Consider the following 876-nt stretch of genomic DNA (forward strand, 5'->3'; position numbering starts at 1 on the left):
AGCCATCAGCTCAACCACAACTCCGTACTCTACATGCCTGTCTCCTCGCACAAGAACACTAGTAGAAGGTTCGTGTTGAAGAATAGAGCTTACATTTTTTAGTACGACCTGAAGCTCTAAAGGTTTCTTGCTTGATGATGTCATTTCCATATAGTAAGCACCGTTTGAGTCGACCGTCACGACAATCGGCTCGAGGCTTTTAGCACTTTCTACCGGGTCGCTATCAAGTAAGGGTAAATCAATCTTGATCCCCTGAGTCAGCATTGGTGCTGTCACCATAAAGATAATAAGCAGCACTAGCATCACATCGATATAGGGAACAACATTTATATCGGACATGGGTTTACGCTTAGATCTAGGCACCGTTATCAGCCTCTATTAGAAGTATTATCAGCAACACCGTCTTTTGCACTTCCTGCACTTGAATGAATATTTCGATGAAGAATACTCGAGAACTCATCAGCGAAAGTTTCATAGCTTGTATAAAGCGCATCAGCCCTTGCCGAAAACCTGTTATAAGCAACAACAGCAGGAATTGCTGCGAATAGCCCCATTGCAGTAGCAATTAGTGCTTCAGCAATACCTGGCGCTACCGTCGCCAAGGTCGCTTGCTGCTGCTGAGCAAGCCCGAGAAAAGAGTTCATAATCCCCCAAACTGTGCCGAACAGACCAACATAAGGGCTTGTAGAGCCAACTGTTGCCAAAAATGGCAGATTGGAGTCAAGTCGTTCACCCTCTCGCGAAAGCGCTACACGCATTGATCGCTGCGTCCCCTCCATCACGGCATCGGCGTCTACGCCGGCTTGTTGTTTTAAACGGTTAAATTCCTTAAACCCCGATTTAAAAATCAATTCAAGCCCACTACTCGCAGCCGAC

General features: G+C 46.2%; 2 protein-coding genes. Both read right to left on the reverse strand.

Features of this window, described 5'->3' with window-relative positions:
* The coding region (locus tag A3766_RS02905; RefSeq protein WP_068641626.1) for an ExbD/TolR family protein at positions 1 to 339 on the reverse strand (339 nt) is incomplete at its 3' end.
* A 29-nt stretch (positions 340 to 368) separates the two neighbouring features.
* Positions 369 to 876, reverse strand: a 508-nt coding sequence (locus tag A3766_RS02910; RefSeq protein WP_068641627.1) for a MotA/TolQ/ExbB proton channel family protein, incomplete at its 5' end; no start/stop codon positions are given.

It is taken from the genome of Oleiphilus sp. HI0132 (assembly GCF_001635845.1).